Annotated in this window: 14 protein-coding genes; 4 read left to right on the plus strand and 10 right to left on the minus strand. The window is 71.3% G+C overall.

What is annotated here, in order from left to right; translation table 11 throughout:
* The first annotated feature begins 55 nt into the window (after positions 1-55).
* Together rpsR and rplI are read left to right on the plus strand one after the other, a co-directional pair.
* Positions 56-292 (plus strand): 30S ribosomal protein S18, encoded by a 237-nt coding sequence (rpsR, locus tag AC1DW8_RS07820; RefSeq protein WP_056779614.1) that lies wholly within the window; start codon positions 56-58, stop codon positions 290-292.
* A gap of 27 nt (positions 293-319) precedes the next feature.
* Positions 320-766 carry a 50S ribosomal protein L9 gene (rplI, locus tag AC1DW8_RS07825; protein ID WP_056750292.1) on the plus strand — a complete coding sequence of 149 codons (447 nt, stop codon included), beginning with the start codon at positions 320-322 and terminating at the stop codon, positions 764-766.
* 183 nt (positions 767-949) lie between these two features.
* On the opposite strand, the gene AC1DW8_RS07830 is transcribed toward rplI, so the two are convergent.
* The 6 genes from AC1DW8_RS07830 to AC1DW8_RS07855 all read right to left on the minus strand — a co-directional run bounded on the left by AC1DW8_RS07830 (position 950) and on the right by AC1DW8_RS07855 (position 7,400).
* Entirely contained in the window at positions 950-1,399 is a 450-nt protein-coding gene (locus tag AC1DW8_RS07830; RefSeq protein WP_478093072.1) for a DUF6299 family protein, read from the minus strand.
* A gap of 116 nt (positions 1,400-1,515) precedes the next feature.
* Positions 1,516-2,544 (minus strand): LacI family DNA-binding transcriptional regulator, encoded by a 1,029-nt coding sequence (locus AC1DW8_RS07835; RefSeq protein WP_056779605.1) that lies wholly within the window; start codon positions 2,542-2,544, stop codon positions 1,516-1,518.
* Positions 2,541-4,082, minus strand: a complete 1,542-nt coding sequence (locus AC1DW8_RS07840) for a GH1 family beta-glucosidase (RefSeq protein WP_478093074.1) — start codon at positions 4,080-4,082, stop codon at positions 2,541-2,543. Before AC1DW8_RS07840 ends, AC1DW8_RS07835 begins: the two co-directional genes overlap by 4 nt.
* The gene (locus AC1DW8_RS07845; RefSeq protein ID WP_056779603.1) at positions 4,079-4,960 is read right to left on the minus strand and encodes a carbohydrate ABC transporter permease; all 882 of its coding nucleotides are present in this window, start codon (positions 4,958-4,960) and stop codon (positions 4,079-4,081) included. Before AC1DW8_RS07845 ends, AC1DW8_RS07840 begins: the two co-directional genes overlap by 4 nt.
* The gene (locus tag AC1DW8_RS07850) at positions 4,957-5,952 is read right to left on the minus strand and encodes a carbohydrate ABC transporter permease (RefSeq protein ID WP_478093076.1); all 996 of its coding nucleotides are present in this window, start codon (positions 5,950-5,952) and stop codon (positions 4,957-4,959) included. The genes AC1DW8_RS07845 and AC1DW8_RS07850 overlap by 4 nt, the downstream gene beginning before the upstream one ends.
* Before the next feature lie 122 nt (positions 5,953-6,074).
* The gene (locus AC1DW8_RS07855; RefSeq protein ID WP_478093078.1) at positions 6,075-7,400 is read right to left on the minus strand and encodes an ABC transporter substrate-binding protein; all 1,326 of its coding nucleotides are present in this window, start codon (positions 7,398-7,400) and stop codon (positions 6,075-6,077) included.
* A gap of 200 nt (positions 7,401-7,600) precedes the next feature.
* Between AC1DW8_RS07855 and iolC the strand changes: the two genes are divergently transcribed.
* Positions 7,601-8,566 (plus strand): 5-dehydro-2-deoxygluconokinase, encoded by a 966-nt coding sequence (iolC, locus tag AC1DW8_RS07860; RefSeq protein WP_478093080.1) that lies wholly within the window; start codon positions 7,601-7,603, stop codon positions 8,564-8,566.
* 313 nt (positions 8,567-8,879) lie between these two features.
* Here the strand turns inward: iolC and AC1DW8_RS07865 are convergent, their stop codons facing one another.
* A complete protein-coding gene (locus AC1DW8_RS07865; protein WP_478093082.1) occupies positions 8,880-9,851 on the minus strand; it encodes an AraC family transcriptional regulator in 972 nt (323 codons plus the stop codon).
* 89 nt (positions 9,852-9,940) lie between these two features.
* Between AC1DW8_RS07865 and AC1DW8_RS07870 the strand changes: the two genes are divergently transcribed.
* Positions 9,941-10,423, plus strand: coding sequence for an anthrone oxygenase family protein (locus AC1DW8_RS07870; RefSeq protein ID WP_478093084.1), 483 nt, complete (start codon positions 9,941-9,943; stop codon positions 10,421-10,423).
* 3 nt (positions 10,424-10,426) lie between these two features.
* On the opposite strand, the gene AC1DW8_RS07875 is transcribed toward AC1DW8_RS07870, so the two are convergent.
* The 3 genes from AC1DW8_RS07875 to AC1DW8_RS07885 all read right to left on the minus strand — a co-directional run bounded on the left by AC1DW8_RS07875 (position 10,427) and on the right by AC1DW8_RS07885 (position 13,295).
* Positions 10,427-11,767, minus strand: a complete 1,341-nt coding sequence (locus AC1DW8_RS07875; RefSeq protein WP_478093086.1) for an MATE family efflux transporter — start codon at positions 11,765-11,767, stop codon at positions 10,427-10,429.
* 7 nt (positions 11,768-11,774) lie between these two features.
* Entirely contained in the window at positions 11,775-12,485 is a 711-nt protein-coding gene (locus AC1DW8_RS07880) for a DNA alkylation repair protein (protein ID WP_478093088.1), read from the minus strand.
* A gap of 183 nt (positions 12,486-12,668) precedes the next feature.
* A complete protein-coding gene (locus tag AC1DW8_RS07885) occupies positions 12,669-13,295 on the minus strand; it encodes a class I SAM-dependent methyltransferase (protein WP_478093089.1) in 627 nt (208 codons plus the stop codon).
* Positions 13,296-13,303 lie beyond the last annotated feature (8 nt).

Consider the following 13,303-nt stretch of genomic DNA (forward strand, 5'->3'; position numbering starts at 1 on the left):
TAACCCATCCCGGGGCACCAAACCCCGGGCTCTCATCAAGAAGGAGAGCACCACGATGGCAAAGCCCGTTGTGCGCAAGCCCAAGAAGAAGGCCAACCCGCTGAAGGCGGCGAAGGTCGAGAACATCGACTACAAGGACACTGCGCTCCTGCGCAAGTTCATCTCCGACCGCGGCAAGATCCGCGCGCGTCGCGTGACCGGTGTGTCCACCCAGGAGCAGCGTCTCATCGCCACGGCCGTCAAGAACGCCCGTGAGATGGCCCTGCTGCCCTACTCGAGCTCGGCTCGCTGAGCCGGTTTCGGGAACGAGGAGAACACCATGAAGCTCATTCTCACGCACGAGGTCACCGGCCTCGGTGCTGCTGGTGACATCGTCGAGGTCAAGGACGGCTACGGGAGGAACTTCCTCATGCCGCGCGGTCTCGCGACCCCGTGGACCAAGGGCGGCCAGAAGCAGGTCGACGCCCTGACCAAGGGCCGTGCGGTTCGCGAGATCAAGGACCTCGACACCGCCAAGGGTGTCAAGGGCCAGCTCGAGGCCACGTCGGTCAAGGTCCCGGCCAAGTCCGGCCAGTCCGGTCGCCTCTTCGGTGCCGTCAGCAACGGCGACATCGCCGCGGCCGTCAAGGCTGCCGGTGGCCCGGAGCTCGACAAGCGCAAGATCGAGGTCAAGCAGGCCATCAAGACGCTCGGCTCCTACGAGGCGACCGTCCGTCTGCACCCCGAGGTCGCGGCGACCCTCAAGTTCGAGGTCGTCCCCGCCTGACCGTCGAGGTCTGACACGTCGAAGGGCCGGGCTCCGCACAGGCGGAGCCCGGCCCTTCGTCATACCTCCCCGAGCGGCGGCGCGCACACGCTCGGGTCGACCCACGCCGTCCTCCTTGAGCCGCTGACACCAAGCTGTCGCTGACCCCAAGGTGTGCCGCCGGCTCGCGGTGAGGCGGGCCCTTCAGCGGCGGCCGACCACCGCGACCGTCGTGTCGAAGAGCTCCCAGGGCGTGCTGCCGGCGGCATCGGGCACCTCGAGGTGGCCGTGCACCCAGGCCCGGCCCTGGCGCAGCGAACCCGCGGCGGTGGAGACGGTCCAGCTGCGCTCGGTCCCGTCGCACGTGACCGGGACCGAGACCGTGAGCGGTGTCGTGGCGGCTGCCCCCGACCGAGACACGAGCTCGAGGCCCAGCGTCCCCGGACCGGAGAGCGCCGGCGAGTCGGGCAGGGTGCACGTGTAGGTGCCTCGAAGGGTGACGACGCCGACGTGCAGGCGGGCCTGGCGGTCGACGTCCACGGTGCCGAGATCGGGTGCGCCCCCGGCGTGCGCCGGAGCGACGACGAGGGCGGTCGTGCCGATGGTCGTCGCGGTGGCGAGGGCGATGGCGGTGAGGGCACGCGTGACGGACATGTGATGGATCCCCTGTCTGGTGGGCTCGCTCGTCGAGCCGATGCAGATCAGGACGCTCGCGTGCCGCGGGAGGTTGTCACGGGGGGCACACGAGTTCCCCGCACTTCCGCTGCCCGTCAGCTCGAGTCGCGGACGACGAGCTCCGTGTCGAGCGTCGTGACCCGGGGCGGGGACTCGCCCGCGAGCAGGCGCAGCAGCGTGTCGGCCATGACGACGCCCATCTCCTGGGCGGGCTGGGCCACGGTGGTCAGCCCCACCTTGCCGCGGGTGGCGTACTTGCTGTTGTCGAAACCGACGATCGCGACGTCGTCAGGCACCCGCAGCCCGCGCTCGTCGAGCGCGAGCAGCGCCCCGCTCGCCATGAGGTCGCTCGCGACGAAGAGCGCGTCGAGGTCGGGGTGCTCGTCGATGAGGGCGAGCGCGGCGCGGATGCCGCCGGCCTCGGTGAAGTCGCCACGCGCGAGGCGGTGGTCGGACAGCCCGGCCTCGGCGAGGGCGTCGCGCCAGCCCTGCTCGCGGTCGACCGAGGCCGGCATGTCGGCCGGTCCGGTGATCGTCGCGATGGCGGTGCGACCCCGGTCGATGAGGTGCCGGGTGCCCCGGACGCCGCCGAGCCGGTTGTCGACGTCGATGTAGTAGTCGCGGTCCTTGGCCTCGCCGATCGGTCGCCCGCCGAAGACCACGGGCAGCGACCGGCTGAGCGAGGTGAGGAAGTGGTCGCCGGAGTGGTGCGAGACGACGATGGCGCCGTCGACGTTGCCGCCGAGCAGGTAGCGCTTCGTCTTCTCCGACGGCGAGCTCGGGTGCGTCAGCTGGAGGTTGAGCACGTAGTCGCTGTCGTCGAGCCGGTCGCTGATGCCCTGGACGACGTCGGCGAAGTACGGGTCGCCGAAGAAGCGGTGCGTGTCCTCGGGCACGACGAGCGCGATCGACATCGTCGCGCGGGCGACGAGTGACCGTGCGGCCCGGTTGGGCACGTAGTCGAGCTCGGCGATGGCCTTCTCGACGACGACGAGCACGTCCGGGCTGACCCGGGGTGAGCCGTTGATGACGCGCGAGACCGTGGCCCGGGACACGCCGGCCACCCGGGCGACCTCCTCGAGGGTGGGTCGTCCGACGGGGGTGGCCAGCGTCCCGTCGCTCATGGTGTCGATTCTCCTGCAGGGTCGTCGCCGTCACCGCTCGTGGCCGGGGCGTCCCACGGGCTGGGCAGCCTCCGCGTCGAGATGATGCGGGCGAAGTCGAGCGCGCTCGCCTTGGGCGTGCGCACCTGGGTGTCGTAGTCGACTCGGACGATACCGAAGCGCTTGGCGTAGCCCCAGGCCCACTCGAAGTTGTCGAGCAGCGACCAGTAGAAGTAGCCGCGCACGGGGACCCCCGCGTCGACGGCGTCGAGGATCGCGCCGAGGTGCGAGCGGACGTATGCCGTCCGGCCGCGGTCCTCGACGAAGCCGTCCTCGTCGGGGGCGTCGTCGAAGGCGGCGCCGTTCTCCGTCACGTGCAGGGCGACCCCGGCCGGGCCGGCATACTCCTCGTGGAGCCGGACGAGCAGGCGGGTCAGCCCCTCGGGCTGGATCTCCCAGTCCATCGCGGTGACGGGGAGCCCGCGCGGGTGGCGGTGGGCGTCATCGGCGGCGGGGAACGGCGATCGGGTGGTGCGGCCGCCGTTCACGCTGTCGTCGAGGGCGTCGGCAGGCGGCTCGTGGCCGATGGCCTCGCCGTTGTAGTAGTTGACGCCGAGCACGTCGATGGGCGTGGAGATCACCTCGAGGTCGCCGTCCATGACGTGGTCGGTCAGTCCCAGGTGGCGGACGTCCTCGAGGAGGTCGGCGGGATACTCTCCGCGGAAGATCGGGTCGAGGAAGATCCGGTTCATCTGCGCGTCGACCCGGCGCGCGGCGTCGACGTCGCGCGGGTCCGAGGGATCGAGCGGGTCGGCGACGGTGAAGTTGAGGGTCAGCCCCAGCTCGAGCGAGGCGTCGCGGGCCCGCAGCTCCTGCACGACCCGGCCGTGGCCGAGCAGGAGGTGGTGCGCGGCGGCGAGACCGTCGGCGGGTGAGGTGCGGCCCGGCGCGTGCATGCCGGCGGTGTAGCCGAGGAAGGCCGAGCAGAACGGCTCGTTGAGGGTCGTCCACGTGCGCACGCGGTCGCCGAGCCGGTCGTGCACGGCGAGCGCGTAGTCGACGAAGCGGTCGACGGTCTCGCGCGAGGTCCAGCCGCCGCGGTCCTCGAGGGCCTGCGGCAGGTCCCAGTGGTAGAGCGTGAGCCACGGCGCGATGCCCGACTCGATGAGCGAGTCGACGAGCCGCTCGTAGAAGTCGAGCCCCTTCGCGTTGACCGGTCCGCCGTCGGGGCAGATGCGTCCCCACGACGTCGAGAAGCGGTAGGACTGCAGGCCGAGCGACCTCATGAGATCCACGTCGGCGGCATACCGGTGGTAGTGCTCGCACGCGACGTCACCGGTGTCACCGTCGACGACGGCGCCGGGGGTGTGCGAGAAGGTGTCCCAGATCGAGTCGGTGCGGCCGTCCTCGTGACGGGCCCCCTCGATCTGGAAGGCCGCGGTCGCGGCGCCGAGGAGGAAGTCCTGCGGCACCGGGCGTCCTTGTGCGACGAGGAGATTCGTCGCGGGCGTCGTGCCCGGCGTGATGAGGGTCTGGTGGGTACGCGTCTGGGCGGTCATCCCTTGACGGCTCCTTGCATGATGCCGGAGACGAGCTGCCTCCCGGCGAAGACGAACAGGACGATGAGGGGCAGCGCCATGAGCACGACCCCGTTGAGCACGAGGGAGTAGTCGACGAAGTAGGCGGCCTGCAGCTGCTGCAGGGCGACGGGCAGCGTCGGGTTGCCGGGGTCGAGGATGATGAACGGCCAGAAGAAGTTCGTCCACGTCGCGATGAAGGTGAACAGGCCGAGCATCGCCGCACCCGGGCGGGCGGCTGGCAGCGCGATGGACCAGAACGTCCGCAGCGTCGACGCGCCGTCGACGCGCGAGGCCTCGATGAGCTCGTCGGGCAGCGCCTCCTGGAGGTACTGCGTCATCCAGAAGACGCCGAACGCGCTGACGGCGCTGGGCAGGATGACGGCCCAGAGGCTGCCGATCCAGCCGAGCTTGCTCATGACGATGAAGAGCGGCACGATCCCGAGCTGGGTCGGCACGGCCATCGTCGCGATGACGAAGACGAGCAGACCGTTGCGACCCCGGAAGCGCAGCTTGGCGAAGGCGAAGCCGGCCATCGCCGAGAAGAGCACGACGAGCACGGCCACCGTGGAGCTGACGAGGATGCTGTTGCCGAGGGCCTTCCAGAACGGGATCGTCGTGACGACGGTGCTCGCGTTCTGCAGGAAGTGCCCGCCGGGGACGAACGAGAACGGGTCCTGCACGATGGCCGCGGAGTCCTTGCTGCCGATGACGTAGGACCACCAGAGCGGGAACGCCGAGCCGACGAGGACGATCGCGAGGAAGACGTATGCCGTCGGGCTGGCCTGGGTGCGGCGCACGAGCTTCGTGCCCCGTCGGGGCTTGACCACGGGCGCAGGGGTCAGGGTGGGGGCGGTCATCGCTGTCCCTTCGAGGCGATCCGGCGGGTGACGAGGAAGTTGACGACCGCGAAGACGATGACGATGAGGAAGAGCATCCATGCCACGGCGGCCGCGCGGCCGAAGTTCTTCTGCGTCCAGCCGAGCTGGTAGAGGTAGAGGGTCAGCGTCTGCCACTGGCGGTCGGCGCCGCCGAGGCCGTACTGGTCGTACATCCGCGGCTCGTCGAAGATCTGCAGGCCGCCGATCGTCGAGGTGATGACGACGAAGATGATCGTCGCGCGCAGCTGCGGGATGGTGATCGAGAAGAAGGTGCGGATGCGGCCCGCGCCGTCGATCATGGCCGCCTCGTAGTAGTCGCGGGGGATGGCCTGCATGGCGGCGAGGAAGATCAGGGCGTTGTAGCCGGTCCACCGGAAGTTGACCATCGTCGCGATGGCCACGTGGCTGGGCAGGACCTCCTTGTGCCACTGGATCGGGTCGATGCCGACGAGGCCGAGCAGGTGGTTGACGAGGCCGAACTTGTCGCCGAAGAGGTCGCTGAAGATGAGGGCGACGGCCACGGGGGCCACGACGTAGGGCAGCAGCACCCCCATCCGCCAGAACGTGCGGGCCCGCAGCCCGCTGTCGAGGGCGGCCGCGATGAGCAGCGCGGCGATGACCTGCGGCACGCTCGAGAGCAGGAAGATGCTGACGGTGTTCTTCAGCGCGTTCCAGAAGTAGGGCTGCGCGAGCACGTCCGCGTAGTTCTTGAGCCCGACGAAGTCGCCCTGGCCCCCGATGAGGCTCCACTTGTGGAGCGAGACCCACGCGGTGTACAGCAGCGGGAAGAGCCCGACGATGCCGAAGAGGATGAAGAACGGCGAGACGTATGCGTAGGGCGCGCCCTTCTCGTCGAGCTTCGTCAGGCGGCGCCGCCATCCCGAGCGGGGCGGCAGGGGCGTGCGCTGCACGATCGCCGCGGCGCCGGGCGGGTCCGGCTGCGTCGTGCGGGTGGGGGACTGAACGGTCATGGCGCTTCCGATGGTCGGGCGGACGGCCCGGTGCCCGGGTGAACGGTGAGGGGTGCACCGGGCCGTCCGCGGTCGGCTGGTCGACGGGTCGGGCGTTCGACCCGTCGACCGGCGGGATCAGGTCAGCCGAGGGCCTTGACGTCGCCGACCCACTTGTCCCACGACTCCTGCGGGGAGCTGCCCTGCTCGACGCGGGTCAGGGCCTGCTGCATCGCGTCGTTGATCGCGAAGTAGTGGGTGCCCTTGTACGGCGTGATGGTGACGGCCTTGGCGCGGTCGGCGAAGATCTGGCCGGTCGGCGCGTTGTTGAAGGACGCGACCGTGAAGGAGAGCAGGTCCTGGCTCTCGAGGGCCTGCTTCTGGCTCGGGAAGGCACCGACCTTCTTGAAGGCCTTGATCTGCTGCTCGGGCGCGGTCAGCCACGCGGCGAGCTCCTGGGACTCCTTCGGGTGGGCGCTCTGCTTCGGCACGGTCAGGTACGAACCGCCCCAGTTGCCACCGCCACCGGGGAAGGTGTTGGCGACGTCCCAGCCCTTGACGCCCTTGGCGTTGCCCTCGATGACTCCGACCATCCAGCCGGGGCAGAGCATCGTCGCGAAGCCGTTCTTCTGGTAGCTCGCGGTCCAGTCGTCGCCCCACTGCTGGAGCTTGGCCGAGAGACCGTCGGTGATGCCGGCCTGGATGACCTGGTCGTAGATCTTCTTGACGGCGGCGTTGTCCGTCGCGGTGATCGCGTCGTCGCTCGGGTTCTCGTAGGCGGCCTCCAGCTGGTTGACCATGCCCTGGTAGGTGGCGCCGATGCTGTCGAAGAAGGGGACCTTCGACTTGGCCTTGAACTGCTTGCCGGCGGCGAAGTAGCTCTCCCAGGTGTTGCCGAACATCTTGGCGACCGACTCGCGGTCGCTCGGCAGGCCGGCGGCCTTGAAGAGGTCGCTGCGGTAGCAGATGGCCTCGGGGCCGGAGTCCGTGCCGTAGCCGATGAGGTGGCCCTCGGCATCCGTGGCGGCCTTGGCCTTCCAGTCGAGCCAGCGGCCCTGGACGTCGGCGGAGTTGAGGTCGGTGAACTTGTCGGAGTACTGGAGCATCTCCGGGAGCCAGTCGACCTCGACGGCCTCGACGTCGGCCATGCCGCTGCCGGCCGAGAGGCGGGTGAAGAAGTTGTCGCGGGCCTCGTTGGAGGTCGCGGCCTTCTTGTGGGTGACCTTGATGTTCGGGTGCGACTTCTCGAACTCGGGGATGAGCTCCTCGTAGCCGAACTGGTTGAAGGTGGCGAGCGTCAGGGTGACGGGTCCGCCGCCACCGGTGCTGCCGGCCTGGGTGGAGGGGCTGTCGGCACCCGAACCCGAGCTGCAGGCCGAGAGGGCCAGCAGGCCGACGGTGAGGGTGGCGAGTACGGCGTGGCGTGAGCGCACGGAGGGCGCGCCGATCCGGGTGGAACGGGATGTCATGGAGAGCTCCTTTGGTCTCATCCCCAGTGTGGGTGTGGGAGCGCTCTCCGTGCGTGAGACGGGGCCGTGAGAGCGCTCTCACGAGGAGAATGGGGGTGCCGGAGGGCATCGGTCAAGAGCCGTGACCATTCCGTGACCTGATCGCGGCTAGCGTGGAGGTCCAGACGCCGGCGTGGGCCCGGCACCGGTGGGAGGCTCCCATGACCGTCTACGACCTCGTCGCGATGGGTCGGGTGGGCGTCGACCTCTACCCCCTCCAGCACGGCGTCACGCTCGACGAGGTGCGCACCTTCGAGAAGTTCCTCGGCGGCAGCGCGGCCAACGTCACGGTCGCCGCGGCCCGCCACGGTCGGCGCGCCACGCTCGTCAGCGCCACGGCCGACGACGCCTTCGGACGCTTCGTCCATCGCGAGCTGCTGCAGCTCGGCGTCGACGACGCTCACGTGCAGACCATCACCGCTGGGCCGCCGACCCCGGTCACCTTCTGCGAGGTGTTCCCGCCTGACCACTTCCCGATCTGGTCCTATCGCTACCCGATCGCGCCAGACCTTCTCATCACGGCGGACTCCCTTCCCCTGCAAGCGATCCGGGAGGCGCGGGTCTACTGGTCGACCGTCACCGGGCTCAGCCAGGAGCCGAGCCGAGCGGCCCACCACGCTGCCTGGGAGGAGCGCGGCCGGGCGCCGCTCACCGTCCTCGACCTCGACTACCGGCCCGCCTTCTGGAGCGACCCCGACGAGGCCCGTCGGCGGGTGCGCGAGGCCGTCGGTCACGCGACCGTCGCCGTCGGCAACGTCGAGGAGTGCGAGGTCGCGACGGGGGAGGCCGACCCCGAGCGGGCGGCCCGCGCGCTCCTGGCGGCGGGCGTCGAGCTCGCCGTCGTCACGCAGGGACCAGGGGGCGTGCTCGCCATGACGCCCTCCGAGCAGGTGAGGGTCGGCGCCTTCCCCGTGAGGGTCGTCAACGGCCTCGGTGCGGGCGACGCGTTCGGTGGGGCGCTCGTGCACGGCCTGCTCGAGGGGTGGGACCTCGAGCGCGTCCTGCACTTCGCCAACGTCGCCGGTGCTCTCGTCGCCGGCAGGCTCGGGTGCTCGACGGCGATGCCGACGACGGCCGAGGTCCAGGCCCTGCTGTCCGATGTCGAGGTCGCCGACGGCGCCATGTGAGGGCGCCGTGTGAGGGCGCCGTGTGAGGGCGCCATGTGAGGGCGCGAGCAGGCCGGAAACGAGAAAAACCCGCCCCTGCTGGTCACGTCGCCGAACTCGACCAGCAGGGGCGGGTGCCCTTGACCCGGTGATCCGACAGGGGGAGGAGATCACCGAGTCGCACAGGAGCAACTCACGACATCGACTATGAGCGCCCGACCTTAAAGAACGCTGGGAAACCCGTAGCAGTTGGCCCTGACCGAGCCCACGCGTCGGTCAGGGTCGCTGGGACGCTGCGGGACGGCATAGGTGCGCTGTCCGAGGCGCCGGAAGGTCAGCCGGGGACGGGGCTCGAGGCTCCCGGGACGACGGGCGCCGACCGGAAGGCGCGCGGCGCCGACCCGTGCTCACGCTTGAAGGCGGCGCTGAAGGCGAACGCGTTGGCATAGCCCACGGCGTGTGCGACCTGCTCGACGCTGAGGCTGCCCGTGCGCAGCAGGTCGGCGGCGCGGGCCAGCCGCCAGTGGGTGAGGTAGGCCATCGGCGACTGGCCGACGAGCTCGGTGAACCGGCGCGAGAGGGTCGCGCGCGACACGTGGACGTGGGCGGCGAGGACGTCGAGGGTCCAGGGCTGCCCCGGCTCGTCGTGCAGCGCCGCGAGCGCGCGGCCGACGAGCGGGTCGGACCCGGCCCGCCACCAGGAGGGCGCCGAGTCCTCGGCGCGCGAGAACCACTGGCGGACGGCCCCGATGAGCACGAGGTCGACGAGGCGGTCGAGCACGACGTCCTGGCCGGGGAGGTCGCGCTGCACCTCACGGGCGAGCAGCCCCGAGAGGGTCGGGTCGGCCTCGTCGGCACGGACGACTGCCACGTCGGGCAGGGCGTCGAGCAACCGGCCCGTCACCTGGCTCGCGAGCTCCCACGACGCCGTGAGGAAGGTCGTGTCTCCCGGCTCGTCACCCGCGTTGCCCCACGTGCGTGTGCCGAGCCCGAGCGACACGGCCAGGTACTCGCCCGTCAGGGACCGGCAGACGTTGCCGGGCTCGATGACGACGCCGGGCTCGGTCGCGACGTCGTCGGCTAAGACCCACGGGTGGGTGCCCTTGACGAGCGCGAGGTCGCCGGTGCCGAGGGCGATCGCCTCGCCCCGCTGGGGCAGGAGCTCAGCCGTCCCCGCCACCATGACGACGAGCCCGAGGGCGGCCTCGTCCTCGATCCGCAGAGCCCACGGCGCACGCATCTCGCACCGCAGCAGCGAGGCGCCGCGGGCCCGGTGGCCGTCCATGACGGCGCTGAGGGTGTCCATCGCCACACGGTACGCCGATGAGACGATCGCTGAGGTTGATGAGCCGAAGGGACATTCACCTGCTCACCCCGGCGCAGTGTCATGGAGACATGGACACGACTCTCATGCGCACCGTCACCCTCGCGACCGCCCTCGGGACCGGCGTGCTCGGGGGCGTCTTCGTCGGCTTCTCGACCTTCGTCATGCCGGGCCTCGACCGGTTGGCGGCGAGCGACGCCGTGCGCGCCATGCAGGCCATCAACGTCACGGCGCCACGCGGCCTCGCCGTGCCCCTCGTCGTCTCGGGTCTCGGGTCGCTCGCCGTCGGCGGCTGGGCGTTCGCCCGCTCGAGCGGCAGCGCTCGGGTCCTGCTCGTGGCCGGGGCGCTCACCGGCGTCGTCGCCCTCGGGGTCACCGCGGCCTACCACGTGCCGCGCAACGACGCGCTGGGCCGGGTGGACGCCGGCTCCGCCGCCGCGGCGGCGGCCTGGCAGGGGTATGCGCCGGGCTGGGTCGCGATGAACCACGTGCGGGCCGCGCTGTCGCTGGCCTCCGCGGGGCTCCTCGTGGCCGGCGCCGTCCGGGCGGGCTGACGCTCAGCGGGCGCCGACGACCATCCAGTCGTCACGGCGGGCCCGCCAACCGAGCAGGACGCCGCGGATGACCATGAACCCGGTGAAGGCGAGCCAGAGCACGACGACGTCCCGGGTCGCGGAGCCGCTGGGCCCCGCGGCGCGCACCGCGAGGATGAGCGGCAGGTAGGCGACGAACGTGACGACCATGCCCCACGCGAGCCACCGGCCGTCGCCCGCACCGATGAGCACGCCGTCGAGGACGAAGACGTAGCCCGCCACCGCCTGCCCGAGCCCGACGACGACGAGGGCCGCACCGAGCGCCTCCTGGACGGCCGGGTCCGGGGTGAAGAGCGGCGGCACGACCGAGTGGAGCCCGGCGATGACGAGCCCGAGGGCCAGCCCACCCCACACCCCCCAGCGGATCATCGTGCCCATGGCCTCCCGAACGGCCGTCCGGTCGCCGGCGCCGAGGGCGCGACCGGTGATGGCCTGCGCCGCGATCGCGAGGGCGTCGAGCGCGAAGGCGAGGAACGACCAGACCGTCATCGCCACCTGATGGGCCGCGAGGGTCACGTCGCCGAGCGAGGCCGCGACCCACGTCGTGACGATGAGGATCGCGCGCAGGGCGACGGTGCGCACGAGCAGAGGTATGCCGGTCCGCGCGGCTGCGAGGACGCGCGCCGGGTGCGGGCGCAGCCGGGCCTGCCGGGCCCGGGCCTTGACGAGCAGCACGGTGACGAGCGCGAGGCCCATGCCGGTCTGGGCGATGACGGTGCCCCACGCGGATCCGGCGATGCCCCAGTGCAACCCGTAGACGAAGACGAGGTTGAGCACGATGTTGGCGCCGAAGCCCACGACCGAGGCGACGAGGGGCGTGGTCGTGTCCTGGAGGCCACGCAGCACTCCCGTGACCGCCAGGATGACGAGCATCGCGGGGATGCCGAGGGCGGAGATGCGCAGATAGGTCGTCGCCTGCTCGATGACGGCCGGGGAGGCGCCGAAGGCAGCGCTGATCGGTCTGGCCCACACAGCCACCGCGGCGGCCGTGACGGTGCCGAGGCCGAGGGCCAGCCAGAAGCCGTCGAGGCCGGCGCTCAGCGCGGAGCGCTCGTCGCCGGCGCCGAGGTGGCGCGCGACGACGCTCGTCGTGCCGTAGGCGAGGAAGACGAAGATGCCGGCTGCCGTCACGAGGGACGCGCTCGCGACCCCGAGCCCGGCGAGCTCGGCGGTGCCGAGGTGGCCGATGATCGCCGAGTCGGCGAGGAGGAAGAGCGGCTCGGCGATGAGTGCGAGGAAGGCCGGGACCGCCAGGCGGACGATCTCGCGGCGGTGGTTCGTGGGCAGGGGGGCGGTGTTGCTCACGACGGCCTCACGACAGCGGTCCGAGGTGCTTGAGCGCCTCGCGTCGCGACAGGCCGGACAGGTCGGGGTGGGCGGCGACGAACGAGCGCACCCACTGCGGGTCGACGCGGGCATGGTCGCGCAGCGCCCAGCCGATCGCCTTGCGGCTGAAGAAGTCCGGGTCGTCGATGTTGGGCCCGACGACGTCGGTGAGCAGCGACTGGTCGAGTCGGTCACGCGCGCCGACCTGGCAGATGATCGCCGCTCGGCGCACCCACAGCGAGTCCGATCCGGCCCAGTCGCGCATCCGTAGCCCCTCGACCGTCGGGTGGGCGAGCACGGTGTCGCGGACGAGGTGGGTCGCGATGTCGTCGACGACGTCCCACCACGCACCGGCCCGGATCAGGCTCTCCCACAAGGGCATCGCGTCGCTGTCGACCCACGCGCGGTAGGGGCGGTGACGCGCGAGGGCGATGGCGGCATACCACTGCTCCCGGTGGGTGGCGCCGTCCCACAGGGCCCGGATCGTCGCCTCCCACTGCTCCCGTGACTCCATGGCGAGGCCGGGGTCGCGGAGCAGGGGAGCGAGGGCCGCCTTGAGCTGCGGGGGCGTGAGGCCGACGTACGGCATCGCCGACTTCATGTAGCGCTGCTGGCCGGCTGCCCGCTCCGGGTCGGCCCGGGCGACGAGAGCGGCCCGCACCTCCGACACGAGGTCGGGGTGCGGGCCGATCGACATGTGCCAACCGTAGTCGGCGCCGCGGACGGGACCGTCAGCCGTCGAGCACCACGACATCGAGAGCGGGGTCGGCGAGGACCTCGTCCGCCCGCTGCACCGTCCCCTGTCCGTGTGGATCGTCGCCGAAGCGTCCGTCTCTGCCTTGACGAGGGGGGGTGCCGGACGTTTGGGTCGTGCTCGCCGTCAGGCCGGCCGCACGGCCCGGCCGAGGTAGCCGAAGACCCACGGCCTCATGACCTTCGGCATCGGCGCGTAGGCCCGCTCGATGTCCTCGATGAAGAGACCCGCCTGCTCGACGAGACGGTCGATCGGGCGGGTCAGGTGGCACCCGTCGAAGACCCTCTTCTGCACGGGCTCGATGAGGCGCTGCCACCGCTGCACGCCCTCCTCCGGCGCGATGCCGTGCTCGAGGAAGTGGAGGGCGCCGCTCGGGCGCAGGACCCGCCGGACCTCGGCCAGCGCGCGGCCGACATCGGGGATGGTGCACAGCGTGAAGGTCGACAGGACGGCGTCGGCGCTCGAGTCCGGCAGGCTCAGCCACTGGCCGTCGAGGTCGCCGCGGTCGATGGGGATCGGGCTGCGTGCGCGGCGCTGGGCCCCCAGCTCCCACGCGACGTCGGACGGCTCGACGGCGACGATGCGCGTCACGGCAGCGGGGTAGAGACCGACGTTGAGACCGCTGCCGAAGCCCAGCTCGACGACCTCCCCACGGAGCCCCTCGCAAGCCCGGGCCCGGAGGGCGCGGGTCTTCTCGTCCTCGCCGCCGGCCGCGACGAGCCGCGGAGTGACCTGGGTCGCCCAGATGCCCATGCGGCCAC

Source organism: Terrabacter sp. P2_E3 (genome assembly GCF_056403915.1).